The organism is Streptomyces sp. NPDC050549 (genome assembly GCF_040655035.1).
Lineage (GTDB): Bacteria > Actinomycetota > Actinomycetes > Streptomycetales > Streptomycetaceae > Streptomyces.
Map to the genome: position 1 here is coordinate 90,384 of NZ_JBFAJD010000003.1, position 15,689 is coordinate 106,072.

At 70.7% G+C, this 15,689-nt stretch carries 14 protein-coding genes; 2 read left to right on the forward strand and 12 right to left on the reverse strand.

Features of this window, described 5'->3' with window-relative positions; all coding sequences use genetic code 11:
* Window positions 1-13: 13 nt before the first annotated feature.
* From cobA to AB0I51_RS06535, 9 genes are all read right to left on the reverse strand, one after another.
* Complete coding sequence (gene cobA, locus AB0I51_RS06495) at window positions 14-1,246, reverse strand: uroporphyrinogen-III C-methyltransferase (protein ID WP_362972052.1); 1,233 nt, start codon at window positions 1,244-1,246, stop codon at window positions 14-16.
* A gap of 142 nt (window positions 1,247-1,388) precedes the next feature.
* Window positions 1,389-5,318 carry a nicotinate-nucleotide--dimethylbenzimidazole phosphoribosyltransferase gene (gene cobT, locus AB0I51_RS06500; protein ID WP_362972054.1) on the reverse strand — a complete coding sequence of 1,310 codons (3,930 nt, stop codon included), beginning with the start codon at window positions 5,316-5,318 and terminating at the stop codon, window positions 1,389-1,391.
* A 384-nt stretch (window positions 5,319-5,702) separates the two neighbouring features.
* Complete coding sequence (gene cbiE, locus AB0I51_RS06505; RefSeq protein WP_362972056.1) at window positions 5,703-6,926, reverse strand: precorrin-6y C5,15-methyltransferase (decarboxylating) subunit CbiE; 1,224 nt, start codon at window positions 6,924-6,926, stop codon at window positions 5,703-5,705.
* 115 nt (window positions 6,927-7,041) lie between these two features.
* Window positions 7,042-7,680 carry a GNAT family N-acetyltransferase gene (locus AB0I51_RS06510; protein ID WP_362972058.1) on the reverse strand — a complete coding sequence of 213 codons (639 nt, stop codon included), beginning with the start codon at window positions 7,678-7,680 and terminating at the stop codon, window positions 7,042-7,044.
* 143 nt (window positions 7,681-7,823) lie between these two features.
* Window positions 7,824-8,660: a MetQ/NlpA family ABC transporter substrate-binding protein gene (locus AB0I51_RS06515; protein WP_362972060.1), complete on the reverse strand. Its 837-nt coding sequence runs from the start codon at window positions 8,658-8,660 to the stop codon at window positions 7,824-7,826.
* A 20-nt stretch (window positions 8,661-8,680) separates the two neighbouring features.
* Window positions 8,681-9,514 (reverse strand): MetQ/NlpA family ABC transporter substrate-binding protein, encoded by an 834-nt coding sequence (locus AB0I51_RS06520; protein WP_362972062.1) that lies wholly within the window; start codon window positions 9,512-9,514, stop codon window positions 8,681-8,683.
* A 79-nt stretch (window positions 9,515-9,593) separates the two neighbouring features.
* Complete coding sequence (locus AB0I51_RS06525; RefSeq protein WP_362972064.1) at window positions 9,594-10,298, reverse strand: methionine ABC transporter permease; 705 nt, start codon at window positions 10,296-10,298, stop codon at window positions 9,594-9,596.
* Window positions 10,295-11,329, reverse strand: coding sequence for an ATP-binding cassette domain-containing protein (locus AB0I51_RS06530; RefSeq protein ID WP_362972066.1), 1,035 nt, complete (start codon window positions 11,327-11,329; stop codon window positions 10,295-10,297). Before AB0I51_RS06530 ends, AB0I51_RS06525 begins: the two co-directional genes overlap by 4 nt.
* Window positions 11,330-11,657: 328 nt before the next feature.
* Complete coding sequence (locus AB0I51_RS06535; RefSeq protein WP_362972068.1) at window positions 11,658-12,308, reverse strand: HAD family hydrolase; 651 nt, start codon at window positions 12,306-12,308, stop codon at window positions 11,658-11,660.
* 51 nt (window positions 12,309-12,359) lie between these two features.
* Here AB0I51_RS06535 and AB0I51_RS06540 point away from each other — a divergent pair, with 51 nt between their 5' ends.
* Together AB0I51_RS06540 and AB0I51_RS06545 are read left to right on the forward strand one after the other, a co-directional pair.
* Window positions 12,360-12,719 (forward strand): hypothetical protein, encoded by a 360-nt coding sequence (locus AB0I51_RS06540; protein WP_019066313.1) that lies wholly within the window; start codon window positions 12,360-12,362, stop codon window positions 12,717-12,719.
* 1 nt (window position 12,720) lies between these two features.
* Complete coding sequence (locus AB0I51_RS06545; protein ID WP_362972070.1) at window positions 12,721-13,155, forward strand: hypothetical protein; 435 nt, start codon at window positions 12,721-12,723, stop codon at window positions 13,153-13,155.
* 3 nt (window positions 13,156-13,158) lie between these two features.
* On the opposite strand, the gene AB0I51_RS06550 is transcribed toward AB0I51_RS06545, so the two are convergent.
* The 3 genes from AB0I51_RS06550 to AB0I51_RS06560 form a co-directional block, all read right to left on the reverse strand.
* Window positions 13,159-13,656 carry a GNAT family N-acetyltransferase gene (locus tag AB0I51_RS06550; protein WP_019066311.1) on the reverse strand — a complete coding sequence of 166 codons (498 nt, stop codon included), beginning with the start codon at window positions 13,654-13,656 and terminating at the stop codon, window positions 13,159-13,161.
* A 46-nt stretch (window positions 13,657-13,702) separates the two neighbouring features.
* The gene (locus tag AB0I51_RS06555) at window positions 13,703-14,209 is read right to left on the reverse strand and encodes a sigma-70 family RNA polymerase sigma factor (protein ID WP_362972073.1); all 507 of its coding nucleotides are present in this window, start codon (window positions 14,207-14,209) and stop codon (window positions 13,703-13,705) included.
* Window positions 14,210-14,282: 73 nt separating this feature from the next.
* A complete protein-coding gene (locus AB0I51_RS06560) occupies window positions 14,283-15,464 on the reverse strand; it encodes a glycerophosphodiester phosphodiesterase (protein WP_362972075.1) in 1,182 nt (393 codons plus the stop codon).
* Window positions 15,465-15,689: the final 225 nt, after the last annotated feature.

The following is a 15,689-nucleotide window of genomic DNA, read 5'->3' on the forward strand; positions in this document are numbered from 1 at the left end:
GTGTTACCCGGGGTTACGCAAGCGCCTCGGGGCCCACGGTGACGACCGCGCCGATGACGATCACCGCCGGCGGCTTCACGTCCTCGGTGCGCACGGTCTCGCCCACCGTCGCGAGGGTCGCGTCCACCCGGCGCTGGGCGGCCGTGGTGCCCTCCTGGACCAGGGCGACCGGCGTGTCGGCCGGTTTCCCGTGCGCGATCAGGGTCTCGGCGATCTTCCCTATCTTGTCCACGCCCATCAGGACCACCAGCGTGCCGGTGAGCTTCGCGAGGGACGGCCAGTCCACCAGGGAGCGCTCGTCGTCAGGGGCGACATGGCCGCTGACCACGGTGAACTCGTGTGCGACTCCGCGATGGGTGACCGGGATACCGGCCGCGCCCGGTACCGAGATCGAGCTGGAGATGCCGGGCACCACCGTGCAGGGGATGCCGGCCTCGGCGAGCGCCTGGACCTCCTCCATGCCACGGCCGTAGACGAAGGGGTCGCCGCCCTTCAGACGGACCACCGACTTGCCCTGCTTGGCGTGTTCGATCAGCGCGTTGTTGATGGCCTCCTGGGCCATGTAACGGCCGTACGGGATCTTCGCCGCGTCGATCACCTCGACGTGCGGGGGGAGTTCGGCGAGGAGGTCGCGCGGGCCGAGGCGGTCGGCGATGACGACGTCGGCCTCGGCGAGGAGGCGGCGGCCGCGGACCGTGATGAGGTCCGGGTCGCCGGGGCCGCCGCCGACGAGGGCGACGCCCGGGGTGCGGGTGCGGTGGTGGGGGGCGACGAGGGTGCCGTCGCGCAGGCCCGCGACGACCGCGTCCCGGATCGCAGCGGTGTGGCGGGGGTCCCGGCCGCGCGCGTCCGTGGTGAGTACGGCGACGGTGACGCCCTCGCTGTGGCCGGTGGCCGGGGTCCAGGCGGTGGCCCGGTCGGCGTCGTCGGAGCGCACGCACCAGACGCGGTGGGCTTCCGCCTCGGCGGAGGCTGCGGTGTTGGCCTCGGGGTCGGTGGTGGCGATGAGGGCGTACCAGGCGTCCGCGAGGTCGCCGGCCGCATACGGGCGTCGCTCCCAGGCGATCTCGCCCGCGTCCGCCATCGCCTCGACGGAGGGGGTCGCCTCGGGAGACACGAGGAGGATGTCCGCGCCCGCCGCGATCAGCGCCGGCAGCCGGCGCTGGGCGACCTGGCCGCCGCCCAGGACGACGACCCTGCGGCCGGTGAGGCGGAGGCCTACGGGGTAGGCGGGGTTTTCGGCCATGAGGGTGCGGCTCCTCTTGTACGGCGGGTTGCCCGGCGTGCTTCACGACGTGCGGTGGCCCTGACGTGCAGATTTTACGGGCAGGGGGCTGTGGCGGCTCAGCCGGTCCACTGGCTGAGCCGCCACAGCCCCCTGCAGGCGCCTACTTCTCGGTCACCCCTGCGGAATCGAACGTCGCCACCTCGTGCATCGCCCGCGCCGTGCTCTGCACCAGCGGCAGGGCGAGCAGTGCGCCCGTGCCCTCGCCGAGGCGGAGGTCGAGGTCGACCAGGGGGCGCAGGCCGAGCTTGTTGAGCGCGGCCACGTGACCCGGTTCGGCGCTGCGGTGACCCGCGATGCAGGCCGCGAGGACCTCGGGGGCGATGGCGCGGGCCACCAGGGCGGCGGCGCCGGCGCTGACGCCGTCCAGGATCACCGGCGTACGCAGGGAGGCGCCGCCGAGCAGCAGGCCGACCATGGCCGCGTGCTCGAAGCCGCCGATCGCGGCGAGTACGCCGATGGGGTCGGCGGGGTCCGGCTGGTGGAGTTCGATCGCGCGGCGCACGACCTCCGTCTTGCGGGCCAGGGTCTCGTCGTTGATGCCGGTGCCCCGACCGGTGACATCGGCGGGGTCGGTGTCCGTGAACACCGAGATCAGGGCGGCGGACGCGGTGGTGTTCGCGATGCCCATCTCACCTGTGAGCAGCGCCTTGTTGCCGGCCGCCACCAGGTCGCGGGCGGTCTCGATGCCCACCTCGATGGCCTGCTTGGCCTCCTCGCGGGTCATCGCGGGACCGGTCGTCATGTCGGACGTACCGGCCCGGATCTTGCGGGGCAACAGGCCGGGCGTGGCAGGGAGTTCGGATGCCACACCGACATCCACGACACACACCTCGGCGCCGACCTGGCTCGCGAAGGCGTTGCAAACGGCGCCGCCGCCAAGGAAGTTGGCGACCATCTGGGCCGTCACCTCCTGCGGCCAGGGGGTGACCCCCTGCGCGTGCACACCGTGGTCGCCCGCGAAGATCGCGACGGCCGCGGGCTCCGGGATCGGCGGCGGGCACTGCCGGGAAAGACCGGACAACTGCGCCGAGATGATCTCCAGCATGCCGAGCGAGCCCGGCGGCTTCGTCATCCGCTTCTGCCGCTCCCACGCCTCGCCGAGCGCCTTCGCGTCCAGCGGGCGGATCCCGGCGACGGTCTCCGCCAGCAGGTCGTGCGGGTCCTCACCGGGCAGGGCACGGCGGCCGTACGTCTCCTCGTGCACGACCCACGACAGCGGGCGGCGCTTGGACCAGCCCGCCTGCATCAGCTCGGGCTCCTCCGGGAACTCGTCGACGTAGCCGACGCAGAGGTACGCGATGACCTCCAGGTGCTCCGGCAGGCCGAGCGCGCGGACCATCTCGCGCTCGTCGAAGAAGCTGACCCAGCCGACCCCGAGGCCCTCGGCACGGGCGGCGAGCCACAGGTTCTCCACCGCGAGGGCGGCGGAGTACGGCGCCATCTGCGGCTGCGTGTGCCGGCCGAGGGTGTGCCGGCCGCCGCGGGTCGGGTCGGCGGTGACGACGATGTTCACCGGGGTGTCGAGGATCGCCTCGATCTTCAGTTCCTTGAACTGCTTCGCCCGGCCCTTGGGCAGCGACTTCGCGTACGCCTCGCGCTGGCTCTGGGCCAGTTCGTGCATGTTGCGGCGGGTGTCGGCGGAGCGGATGACCACGAAGTCCCACGGCTGGGAGTGCCCGACGGACGGAGCCGTGTGCGCCGCCTCCAGCACGCGCAGCAGCACGTCGTGCGGGATCGGGTCGCTGCGGAAGCCGTTGCGGATGTCACGGCGCTCGCGCATCACCTTCAGCACGGCCTCGCGTTCGGCGTCGTCGTAGGCGGGTGCGGCAGGGCCGGTGGACTCTCGTACGTCTTCCACTGCGGCCGTGCTCTCTTCTTCCTGATCGGCGGCCCGGGTGTCCAGGTCGTCCGCGTGCTGCACGAGTTCGGGCTCGCCATCGGCGCCGGCGTCGGCCTCTCGGGGGCCCGGGACGGCGACGAAGGCGTCCGCGCCGCCGGCCGGGTCCTCCGCGGGGATGACGAGGGGGTGCGGCGGGGTCGGTGCGAGGTGCGGGGTGGTGGGCACCGAGCCCTCCACCGGCACGAAGCGGCCGAGGGAGTCGTCGGGGTCGGGGCTCGCCGGGACGGCCTGCGGCACCTCGGCGAACTCGACGAACTCGGCGGCCGGGGTGGCGGGTTGAGCGAGGGGAGCGGGCGGCTCGGGGGCGGGGGGCTGCTCGGTCGAGAGCGGGGCGTGGGGGTCGGCTGCTTCCGCTCCGTGGTCCTCGACGGTGGTCGGCTGCGGCGCGAGCGCGGGCTCCGCTTCCGCCGCGAACTGCTGGTCCGGTACTGCTTCGGGCGCGACGGTCGGCTGGAAAGTCGGGTCGCCCGGGGTCGCGTCGAGGAAGACGGGTGAGCCTTCGACGACTGGAGCGGGGACGGCCTCTTCGACGGGCGTGACCGCGGTGTCGGGGTGCGCCTCGTCCGGGACCAGGACCGGGGGCGCGGCCAGGACCGGGACCGCGATGGCCTCGGCCTCGGCGAGAGGAGCCGAGTCGTCGGCCGTGGGGGCGGGCTGCGCGGTGTCCGAGGCGGGGGCGAGGGGCTCGGTGTCGTAGACGAGCGGGGTCTCGACTGCCGTGGGAACAACCGGAGTTGACCCGACGTCCTGGGCCTGGACCTCGCCGGCCTCGTCGAGAGCCTGGTCTCCCTGCGTGTGGCCCGGCTCCGCAGCGGTTACGGCTTCCGGGGCCGGGGAGGCGACGAACGCGTCCTCGGGGGCCTGGTCGACGGTCTGGGCCGACTCGGAATCGGAAACGGGGACGCTGTCTTGCGCGAGTGCGGCTTCGGGAGCGGGGCCCGCACCGTCACCGGGCAGGAACTGCGCTTCGGGCGCCGCGTGGGCGCCCTCTGCCAGGACGTCCTCGGCGCCAGGGCCGACGCCCTGTCCGAGTGCGGCCTCCGGAACTGTGCCGACGGCGTGGACGAATCCGGCCTCGGGGTCCCCCCCGGCACCGTAGGCCGCCCCGGCCTCGACACCCTGATCGGGCCCGGCGTCGACGGCCTCTCCGGCCCCCGGCACCGCCCCGGCGCCCAACCCCTCAGCACCTTCCGGCAGTTGACCCGCCTCAGGGACACCAACCGGCTCAGAACTCTCCATGCTCGCGTGAACAGAGGAAGCAGAGGTAGCAGAAGAAGCCGAGGACTCCGAAGCGGACGCCGTCGCCGCCGTCTCGACCGCGTACAGCTGACCGTTCCCCTGCCAGGCCTCCCCCGCGTCGGGGGCCTGCGCCAAGCCCGAGCCCGGCTCGGCAGCCAGGGCGAGCCCGGTGTCCACGGCCGTGGCGACTGCCCCGTTCACCGCTTCCGTGGCGAGCCTCGCCACCGCGGCCCGGGCCGCATCGTCGGGCTCCGGGGCCGGTTCGGCCGCCGGTGCCGGAGTAACCGTTTCGGCTGTTCGCACCCCTGCGGCGACCGAGGAGTGGGCGCCCCAGGGGGCCGCGCCCTGCGGGGGCAAGTCGCGGAGCTGGGGGGCGTCGAGGTATTCGGAATTGGCCGTCGGCGGGCCGGACTGCCGTACCGGCGCACCGGCGGGGCCGCGGTCGGCGAGGGAGCGGACCGGGCTCGCGGAGGTGTCGGGGAGGGGCGGGCCCAGGTGCAGCGGGCGGCGCGGGGTGACCGGCGCGAGCGGCGGTTCGGCGAGCCGGACGCCACCGAGGTCGACGGCGCCGCTGTCGCGGCCCGCCGTCTCGTGCGGACCGGGCTCGTGCAGAGCCGACTCGTGCGGGGCCTGCCCGTGCGGAGCCGACTCGTGCGGAGCGGGTTCGAGTGGAGCGGGCTCCTGGACGGTCTCGACGACCGGCTCGGGGACGGGGGGCGGGACCTCGTTGCCCCAGGCGCCCTGGGCGCCCGGCAGCAGCAACAGGTCCTCGTCCTCGGCGGTGGTCTCGGAGAGGTAGGTGTACGCGCCGTGTGCGGGAACGCTCGGCTGTTCCACCATGCCTGCGTTCTCCGGCAACCCCTCGGCCGGGACCTGGCCGGTGTCGGTCATGCGTACCCCTCGCCCATCGGTTAGTGCTTCTACGACCCGCTCACCGGGAACGGCGCACCGACCGCCCCGCAGTGGAGAACGAGCGTGCCTGTCCAGCGGCACGAACGACCCGACGCCAAAAAGCGACAAAGCCATTTAGACGACAAAGCCATTCAATGGCATTGTCGCGGCCGTTGCGCCGTCACGGCAGCTTGATCCGCGACGGCCCGCTGTGGACTGCGCCACGTTGCGCGTCCTCCGGTTCCGCTGTACCACACACACCCCAAAACGGGCGGGTTTTCCGGACATTGACGAACGAAGCGCCGGGCCACCCTGTGCGGTACAACGGTCCGCCAGCCTACCGCGCGCAGTACGACAACAGGATCACGGGGACGGTTCGAGGGGTCAGGAAACGCGCTCCGGAAGGAGGCCGCTGAGCAGGAACGCGACGCTCCGTTCTGTCTCCGTCCAGGCCCTGGTGTCGAGTTCGACGGACTGGATGAGGGCGCACTCCACGTGGTAGCCGTGCTCCGTGAGGTCGCGGCCGACGAGTTCGGCCTCGTCTCGGGTCGAGGCGTGCGCCACGATGCGCTGCGGGCGCCGGTCGGCGACCGCGGAGACGACGGCCACTCCCCCGCCGCCGACGCGTACCACGTCAGGTTCGGGAAGGTCCTCCAGGATGTGCGGGGCGTCGCCCTTCACGATCTGGAGGTGCACGCCGAAACTGCGGGCCGCGGAGTCGGTGCGGGCGCAGGCCTGGCTGTCGCGGTCGACGGCGATGACGGCGGCTCCGGCGCGGGCCGCCTCGATGGCGAAGGCGCCACTGCCGCAGCCGATGTCCCACACGAGGTCTCCGACGCGCGGGCCGAGGCGGGCGAGTTGGGCGGCCCGGAGCAGTTCCGTCTCGCCCTCGCCGAGCTCACCGACGTAGGCCTCGGCGGGGAGGGTCCAGCCCCGGGAGACGGCGGCCGGGTCGCGGCCGGCGATCCAGCCCTCGCCCGCGCCGGTCGTGACGGCGGGGCCGACCGGGCCGCCCATGACGATGACGACGTTGGGGTCGCGCCAGGTGCGGTCGGCGGCCTTGTCGGAGGTGAGGACAGTGACCTGCTCGTGCTCGGTGCCCAGTTCCTCGCAGATGACGAAGGTGCGGTGGACACCCTCCAGCAGCAGGCCGAGTTCGGCGGGGCCGGCGCCCGGCGAGGTGAGGACGGCGACCTTCGTGTGGGCCCGGCACACGTTCACCGCGCGTCGCAGGGTGCGTCTGTGTGCGACGACCACCTGCGCGTCGTCCCAGGGCATACCGGCGCGGGCGAAGGCGGCGGCCACCGAGGAGACGGCGGGGACGACCTCCACCTCCAGGCCGAACTCGGGTGCGCGCAGGGTGCGTACGACGCCGAAGAAGCCCGGGTCTCCGTCGGCGAACACGACGGCGGTGCCACGGCGGCCGGCGATCCGGCGGGCGGCGAGGGCCACGCTGCCGAGGCGGATGCGTTCGGCGGCCGCCGGCACCTCGGGCAGTTCCAGATGGTGGGGCGCGCCGGCCACCAGGGTGGCGGCGCTCAGGGCGGAGCGTGCCGCAGCTGTCAGCGGAGAGCCGTCCCAGCCGATCACCGTGACGCGGTCGGCCATCGTCGTCAGTCTCCAGGGGTACATCGCAGGTCGTCAGGGGAAGCGGCCCGTACGCGGGCACCGTGAGGGTACCTGGTGCGGCCGGGCGGTGCTCCCGTGGTCGTACCCGCCGGATTCAGTTCCAGTCGGCGAGTGACGTGAAACCGTCGACGTCGGCGAGCTGCTCCGCCGTGCCCTCCAGGTCCTCGGGGAGGAGGCTCCACACGATGAAGTCGGTGCGGACGTCGATCCAGGTGCCGTCGTCGGCGTGGACGTGCGCTATGCAGGCGTTGCGCAGGACGCCCTCGCTGATGCAGCCGATCTTCTGGGCCACCTGCTGGGAGGCGGTGTTGTCGGCGGCGGTGCGCAGTTCGATGCGCTCCAGCTTCTGGTCCCCGAACAGCCATTGGGCGGTGGCGAGCGCGGCCTCGGAGGCATAGCCCTCGCCGCGGGCCCAGGGGGCGATGATGTACGACAGCTCGGTGGACCGGACATGCCAGTCGGTCTTGGTCAACTGCACGATGCCGACGAGCCGTTGGGTGAGGAACTCGGTGACGGCGAGGTCGAGGCCGCGGCCCGAAGTCCGTTCGGCGGGCGCGTAGTTGGTGATCCACTCGCGGGCGCCGGCGACGGTGAACGGCTGGGGGACGTCGGTCCAGGCCGCGACCTGCTCGTCGTTCATCATCTCGGCCAGGGCCTGCACATCGTCCTCGTCGAGGGGCCGCAGCACCAACCGCTCCGTGCTGATGGAGATGTTGGGGAAGGTGCTAGTCATGCGCCACTCCGTAACCTATGGAAAATGTTCAGGGCAACCTGAACTGCCCAGCATGCAGCATGAAAGCAGTGAACCGCACCACGGGGTCCACCCGCCGTGAGCGAGTGGACCCCGTGCGTGGTGATACGCCGTATACGCCCCCGTCAGCCGGTGGTGACCGGCAGGACGGAGCCCTTGTACTTCTCCGCTATGAACTTCTTCACGTCGGCGGAGACGAGCAGCTTCGCGAGCTTCCCGACGCGGGGGTCGTCCTCGTTGCCGCGTTTGACGGCCAGGAGGTTGGCGTAGGGGTTGTCCTTCGCCGACTCCAGGAGGATCGCGTCCTTCGCGGGGCTGAGGCCCGCGTCCTGGGCATAGTTGTTGTTGATGACGGCCACGTCCACGTCGTCGAGCGAGCGCGGGAGTTGGGCCGGGTCGAGCTCCTTGAACTTCAGGTGCTCCGGGTTGGCCGTGACGTCCGCGGGGGACGCGTCGGTGCCCGCGCCCTCCTTGAGCGTGATCAGCCCCTTGGCAGCGAGGAGTTTGAGGGCGCGCCCCTCGTTGGTGGTCTCGTTCGGTACGGCGACGGTGGCTCCGTCGGCGAGCTTCGCGATGTCCTTGGTCTTCTTGGAGTACACGCCCATCGGCGGCAGGTACGCCTTGACGACCGGGACCAGGTCGGTGCCCTTGCTCTTGTTGAACTCGTCGAGGAAGGGCTGGTTCTGGTAGAGGTTCGCGTCCAGCGAGCCCTCCTGGAGCGCGGTGTTCGGCAGGACGTAGTCCGTGAACTCCTTGATCTCCAGGTCGAGTCCGGCCTTCTGGGCGAGGTTGTCCTTGATGTACGTCAGGACCTCGCCGGCCGGCATGGCGGTGGCACCGACGACGAGGGTGCCGTCGTCCTTGCCACCGCCCTTGCCGGAGTCGGAGCCCGAGCCGCAGGCCGTGAGTCCGAAGAAGGTCACGGCGAGTCCGGCCGCGGTGACGGCGATGCTCTTGCGCATGGCGGTTCCCCCGGTTCGGCTCAGAAGGACGGGATGACGGAGCCGGCGTACTTGTCCTCGATGAACTTCTTGACCTCGGGCGAGGTCAGCAGCTTCGCGAGCTTCTTGACGCGCGGGTCCTTCTCGTTGCCCTTCTTCACGGCGAGGAAGTTGCCGTACGGGTTGTTCGTCGCGGACTCCAGGACGATCGCGTCCTTGGCGGGCTTCAGGCCCGAGGAGATGGCGTAGTTGCCGTTGATGACGGCCGCGTCGACGTCGTCCAGGGAGCGCGGGGTCTGGGCCGCCTCCAGCTCCTTGAACTTGAGGTTCTTCGGGTTCTTGGTGATGTCGGCGGGGGTCGCCTCGTTGCCGACACCGGACTTGAGGGTGATCAGCCCGTTGGCCGCGAGCAGCTTGAGGGCGCGGGCCTCGTTGACGCTGTCGTTCGGGACGGCGACCGTCGCTCCGCTCTTCAGGGCGTCGGCGCTCTTCACCTTGTGGGAGTAGAGGCCGAGCGGCTCCAGGTGGACCGTGACGACGGGCACGATGTGGGTGCCGTTCTTCTTGTTGAAGTCGTCGAGGTACGGCTGGTTCTGGAAGTAGTTGGCGCCCACCGACCCGTCCTCGGTCGCCGTGTTCGGCGTCACGTAGTCGGTGAACTCCTTGACCTCCAGGTCGAGTCCGGCCTTCTTCGCCAGGTGGTCCTTGACGTAGTCGAGGATCTCGGCGTGCGGGGTGGGACTCGCGGCGACGACCAGCGGTCCGCTGTAGTCGGAGGCCGAGGAGAAGCCCTTGCCCGAACCGCACGCGGAGAGCGCGAGGGTGAGGGCTCCGGCGGCGAGGACGGCGGTGGTGAACTTTGCGGTGTTACGCACGAAAAGTGCCTTTCCTGAAGGGTGTCGCGTACTACGACCCCGCGTTGGGTGGTGCGGGGAGTCCGAGTGGGGGGTGGGCCTATGCGGCTTTCAGCAGCCGGAGCCTCGGCTCGGGTCCCGACCGTCCGCCGCGCCGGTGCGCGGAGCGGGCCGCGTAGTCGCCGGCGAACTGGATGAGGGAGATGACGACCGCGAGGATCGCCACGGTGATCCACATCAGCTGGGTCTCGAAGCGCTGGTAGCCGTAGCGGATGGCGATGTCGCCGAGACCGCCCGCGCCGACCGTGCCCGCCATCGCGGAGTAGCCGATGAGCGCGACGATCGTGGTCGTGGTGCTGGAGATCAGCGAGGGCAGGGACTCCGGTACGAGGACCTTGCGCACGATCGTCCAGGTGTTGCCGCCCATCGACTGCACGGCCTCGACGAGCCCGCCGTCCACTTCCCGGACAGCCGTCTCAACCAGGCGCGCGAAGAAGGGAATTGCCCCGATCGCGAGCGGCACGATGGCGGCCTCGCGGCCGATGGTCGTCCCGGTGATGGTCCGGGTGAAGTTCATCAGCGCGACCATGAGGATGATGAACGGCAGCGAGCGGGCCACGTTCACGATCTGCCCGATGACCTTGTTCGCGGCGACGTTCTGGAGCAGTCCGCCGCGGTCGGTCAGCACGAGCAGGATGCCGAGCGGGAGTCCGCCGACGACGGCGATGACCGTGGACCAGCCGACCATGTACAGCGTGTCCCAACATGCCTGGGACAGCAGCGGCTGCATCTCCGACCAGGTCACTTGGCACCTTCCTTCAGCAGTACGGGCTCCTGGCCCAACACGTCGATCTGCAGGCCCTGTTCGCGCAGGAAGCCGATCGGCACCACGTTGTCCTCGTAGCGGCCGGGCAGTTCGATGCGCATGCGGCCGACCTGGAGTCCGCCGACGGTGTCGATGGCGGCGCCGAGGATCGAGATGTCGATGTTGTAGGTGCGCGAGAGCTGCGAGACGACGGGCTGGGTGGCGGCCTCGCCGTGGAAGGTGACGTCGACGACCGTGCGCTCCTCGCCGCCGGCTTCGCCGCTGACCGGGAACAGTGCCGAGGCCAGCTCGGAGCCGGGGGTGGCGAGCAGTTCGCCGACGGTCCCGGACTCGACGATGCGCCCGTGCTGCATCAGCGCGGCGGAGTCGCACACCGACTTCACGACGTCCATCTCGTGGGTGATGAGCAGGACGGTCAGGCCCAGCTGCCGGTTGAGGTCGCGCAGCAACTGGAGGATCGAGCGGGTGGTCTCCGGGTCGAGGGCGCTGGTGGCCTCGTCGGAGAGCAGCACCTTGGGGTCGCCGGCCAGCGCGCGGGCGATGCCGACGCGCTGCTTCTGGCCGCCGGAGAGCTGGGCCGGGTAGGCCTTCGCCTTGTCGCCGAGCCCGACGAGGTCGAGGAGTTCGAGGGCCTTGGCGGATCGTTCCTTCCCCGACTTTCCGAGGATTTCGAGCGGCAGCTCGACGTTGTCCTGCACGGTCCGCGAGGAGAGCAGGTTGAAGTGCTGGAAGACCATGCCGATACGGCTGCGCGCCTGCCGGAGTTCCCGTCCGGCGCGCGGTCCGCGTCCGGCGAGGGCGGTGAGGTCCTGTCCGTCGACGGTGACCGTGCCGGCGGTGGGCTTCTCCAGCAGGTTGACGCAGCGGATGAGCGAGGACTTGCCGGCGCCGGACTGGCCGATGACGCCGTACACCTCGCCTTCGCGGACGTGGAGGTCGACGCCGTCGAGGGCGGTGACCTCACGGCCGCGCGAGCGGTAGACCTTGGTCAGGCCCGATGTGGTGATCACTGGGGTTCCATGACTGTTGAGTACAGGGGCGTGAGTGTGCCCTGGTACGAGGGGGGAAATGTGCGTGGGGCGGCGGAGTCACACGGCGTTCAGCACATGGACGTGCCACGGCGGCTCGCTTCGGGGCGCGAGGCTGGGGCGCTTGGCCCGGGGGTGGTGCGGGGGCCCTCTAGAAGGCGCACATTCGACACATACAACGAGCACCGGGCGTCAGGGTCGCCTCGGTCGCAAGGGTGCGGCTGCTCGTCGTGGTCATGGAATCAGTAAAGCAGACGTACGGTCCTGACAAAGTGCCGCTGTCCGCATCCCGGACAGCGGCGGACATCTGTCAGCGGCGCTCGACGACCTCCACTCCCATGTCGCTGACCAGCGCGGACAAGGCTGACAGGTCACTCACAACAAGGTCGGCGTCGAGCTCGTGAGTCTGATGCGTTGTGGCCAATGCCACGGTGATCATTCCGGCCGTGCGGCCCGCCTGGAGCCCCGCCGGGGCGTCCTCGAAGACGACGCAGCGGGCCGGGTCGACGCCCAGCTGGCGGGCGGCGAGGAGGTAGGGCTCGGGGTCGGGCTTGCCGCGGGTGACGTCCTCGGCGACCACCAGGGTCTTGGGGAGGATGCCGGCGTACGCGAGCCGCGCCTCCGCCAGCTGGCGGGTGGCGGAGGTGACGACGGCCCAGCGGTCGGCGGGCAGCGAGTCGAGGAATTCCTTGGTACCGGGCAGCAGGACGGCACCCCCGTTGGGCACGTCCTCGACCTCCAGCGCCTCGATCCGCGCGACCGCCGCCGGGACGACGTCGGCGGGCAGCAGGTCGGCGGCTATCGCCACGGCGGTCCGTCCGTGCAGTTCGATCCGGGCGAAGTCCTCGGCGGTGATCCCGAACTCCTCCGCCCAGCGCGTCCAGCACCTGCGCACGGATTCGAGGGAGGAGACGAGGGTGCCGTCGTTGTCGAACAGGAGGGCTTCAGCATGGATCTTCATGTTCCCGACCCTACGGTCACCGGGTCTTTTGGCCCGTAATAGGGTCGCGGCATGCTTGATGCCCTGACGCTGGCGATCGGTGTCGCCGCGCTGCTGCTCGCCGCCTGGACCGGGTGGGCGGCCTACCGCGACCAGTCGACGAAGGACTGGCACTTCATCGGAATGGCCGTGGTCACCCTGCTGGCCACCGTCCAACTGGTGGTCGGCATCGTGCAGTTGGCGCGCGGCGAGAAGGCGGAGCAGGGCACGGCGATCTTCGTGGCGTATCTGCTGGGCGCGTTCGCGGCGGTCCCGGCGGCGGGTTTCATGTCACTGGCGGAGCGCACCCGCTGGGGCACGGCGACGGTCGCGGCCGGCGCCGTGGTCCTCGCCGTGCTCGAAGTCCGGCTCTACGACATCTGGGGAAGCTGAGATGACCACCGTGGAAGAGAACACCGCGGAAGAGAAGCCGAAGCGGCTCATCAGCGGGCCCGGCATGCTGCTCGTCTGGTTCTACGGCGTAATGGTCGTCGGCGCGGTGTCGCGCTCCGTCTACCAGATCGCCACCGAGTTCGACCGGGCGCCGCTCGCCTACTCCCTGTCGGCCGTCGCGGGTGTGGTGTACGGATTCATCACGTACTCCCTGATCCGCGGCGGCGAGAAGGCCCGCAGGGCGGCACAGGCGTGCTGCGCCGCCGAACTCGCGGGTGTCCTGATCGTCGGGACGCTGACCGTGATCGACAGCTCGGCCTTCCCGGACGCGACGGTCTGGTCGTACTACGGCGCGGGGTACATCTTCATCCCCGTACTGCTGCCGCTGTCCGCGCTCTACTGGCTCCGGAAGAACCGCGACGCCGTCGGGCAGTAACGGTCACGCGGTGGCGACGTAGGCCTCGACCGGCTTCTCCAGGACGATCATCGGTACGCCGTCGTCGCCCTGGGAGGTGCCTACGGTCTCGTAGCCGACGCGGCGGTACAGGCGGAGGTTGCCCTCGCTGCGGTGGCCGGTGTGGAGGCGGAACTTCTTGGCGCCGCGTTCCTCGGCGAGGGCCGATTCGGCCGCGCGCAGCAGGCGGGCGCCGATGCCGTGGCCCTGGAGGCGCGGGTGGACGCAGAGTTTGCCGATGGCCGCGGCGCCGTCCTCGGTCACCGTGCCGCGGACCGAGCCGACCACCTCCTCGCCCAGCCGGGCCACGAAGACGCAGTCGGAGCCGAGTTCGGCCCGGACCGAGTCGAGGCTCTGGACGAGCGGGTCGATGCGGTAGTTGCCGTACAGCGCCGCCTCGCTCTGGAAGCACAGGTACTGCAGCCTGAAGATCTGCTCTGCGTCCTGCTCGGTCGCCACCGAGATGGTCACGCTCATGCCCATGTGCGCACGCCTCCCGCTCACCTGATCGCCATGTGGTCCCTCACTCCTATCCCCGTGCTTCGCGGGCCGCAACCTCCGGCGCCAGCAATCGGCGAAGACATCCCAGACATCTGGAACGTTCCGGGCCGAGACTGCCCTGTGAGATACCCAACTCCCCTGCGATCTCACGGTAGGTGAGGTCCTTGGGCGACAGCAGCGCCTCCATCAGACGCGGGCAGCGCCCAGGCAGCCGGCGCACCGCGTCGTGCAGCGCACGGTGCCGCGCCGCCGTGAGGGCCGTCTGTTCGGGGCCGCGATCGGTGTCCTCGACGGGATCACCGCCGTACGACTGTTCGAGGCGAGCCGTGCGGCGGGTGCGTCGGGCCTCCGAGCGGACCGCGCGGCGGAGCCAGCGCTGGGGGTCGACCGGTGGCCCGGATGCGTCGAGGAGTTCCAGGAGGCGGACCCAGACGGCCTGTTCGAGGTCGGCCGGTTCGGTTCCGGAGGCATATGCCTCGGCGGAGGCCTCGGCCGCGAGCAGTGGGCGCAGGGTGGCGACGAGTTGGTGTGTCATATGCGGCACGACGTGGCCGCCCCGGCACAAGGTTGCCGGGGCGGCCGTCTGTCACCCCAACGGGGCGCGGGGCTCAGCCGTTGACGAAGTCCGCGCGGGCCAGCAGACCGGTGTCGGCGTTGTCGGTGAAGACACCGTCGATGCCCGTGGCGAAGTAGCGCTTGAAGGCGCCGAACGCGTCGCCGTAGGCGTCCACGGCGGTGCCCTTGCGGTACTCCAGCGGCAGGAAGGGGTTCTCGTTGCGCATGGTGTAGGGGTGCAGGATCAGGCCGGCCTTGTGCGCGTCGGCGACCAGGGTGGTCTCCCTGTTCAGGCTGCCGTCGGCGTTCTTCGTGATGATCAGGTCGAGGGTCGGGCCCAGGCCCTGCGCGTACGTCGCGATCTCGGCGAGGCCCTTCGGGGTGACCAGGTCGTCGACCGTGCGCGGGTCGCCGAGGTCGACGAAGTCGAAGGGGCGGGTGCCCGTGCCGGACAGCAGCACCACCAGGTTGTTGCGGACGAGCTTGCCGATCTTCTGGATGCTGGTCGGCTCGAAGGACTGGATGAGGACCGGCGAGTTCCGCTTGTCCTTGCCGTGCTTGCGCAGGGCGTTCGAGAGCAGCTCCTCCATCTCGAATCCGCGCTTGCGGAAGTAGGTGGGGTGCTTCATCTCGGGGTAGATCCAGACCTGCTTGCCGCGCTTACGGGTCTGCTCGTCCTGCCACTTGAGGACCTCTTCGAAGGTCGGGATCTCCCAGCGGCCGTTGTAGAGCGTGTTGTGCGGGCGGTTGGCCGGAATGCGCTCGATGGCGCGCAGGGTCTTCAGCTCGGCGAGCGTGAAGTCCTCGGTGAACCAGCCGGTCGCGGAGACACCGTCGAGCAGCTTGGTGGTCTTGCGGCTCGCGAACTCGGGGTGGTCGGCGACGTTCGTCGTGCCGCCGATCTCCGGCTCGTGCCGGCAGACCAGGTGACCGTCCTTGGTGGGGACGAGGTCACCGGCCTCGACGATGTCGGCGCCCAGGTCGAGGGCCAGGTTGTAGGAACCGAAGGTGTGCTCCGGGCGGTAGCCGCTGGTTCCCCGGTGCCCGACGATGGTCGGCTTGGGCAGGTCCTTGAGGCCACCGCCGTGGCGGGCCGTCGTGGCCTCGGCGGCTCTCGCCGCGCCCGCCGGTCCCAGTGCGGCCACTCCCGCACCGAGCACGGCCGCGCCGAGGAGTGCCCGTCGTCCCGTCCCGTTGGCTCGCTCGTTCGGCCCCTGCGTTCCCTGCGTGTCCATGAAACCTCCTGGCGTCGCCCCGTCGGTGCGCGCCGATCGTAGGTGCGCGCAGATGACGAACGGGAGACCTCGGCCGGAACACGACGGTGACGCTGGATGTCGTAGGGAAGGCGAGGTTTGACACGCCATCAGCAAGGAACGCGAGATGCGTCACAACATGGCGGCCCGGTTACGGGACGACTCCGGAGCGACACCGCAGGTAAACGTGCGTCAACACTGCGTAAG